Annotated in this window: 1 pseudogene; it reads left to right on the top strand. The window is 73.4% G+C overall.

Annotated elements, in window-relative coordinates:
• Positions 1-497 (top strand): annotated as a pseudogene (locus SMA5143A_RS43385) (hypothetical protein); the annotation flags it as partial.

Genomic DNA, 497 nt, shown 5'->3' with positions numbered 1-497 from the left:
AGACGCCGTTCGACCCACAACAGGCGGCGCACTTCCGCGCCGCCGCACAGACGATCGCCGTCCGTATGAGCCGTGACGGACAGGGCACCACCGAGCGGGACGACCTGGAGGCCCTCCTGTTCGGAACGGCGGACGCCGAACAGGCCGCCGCACGACTGGGGCTGTCCACCGCCAAAGCCACCGTCCTGGCCGCCGCGCAGGGCCGGCCCGCACAAGGGGCGGCCTTCGGGGAGACCCCGTCGGACACGCTGCGTCTGTATCTGACGACCGTGCACCCCCGCTCCCTCGTCATCCGGCACGACCGCGCCACCTACGCGGTGCTGCCCTGGCCGGCATCCACGGACGACACCGAAGCCAGGGCCCGCTCGGTGAACGTCGCCCGGGATCTGTGGGACCGTGCGGCGCTGCGCGAGCGCATCGTCCTGGCCGTCAGCGCCGCCGTCGCGGATCCGGGCCGGATCCCGGACGCCAGGTCCCACGTCGACCGGATCACCGGG

The organism is Streptomyces sp. MA5143a, from assembly GCF_900290235.1.
Lineage (GTDB): Bacteria > Actinomycetota > Actinomycetes > Streptomycetales > Streptomycetaceae > Streptomyces.
The sequence above is the reverse complement of the archived record's forward strand: the minus strand, read 5'-3'. Positions and strand labels throughout refer to the sequence as shown.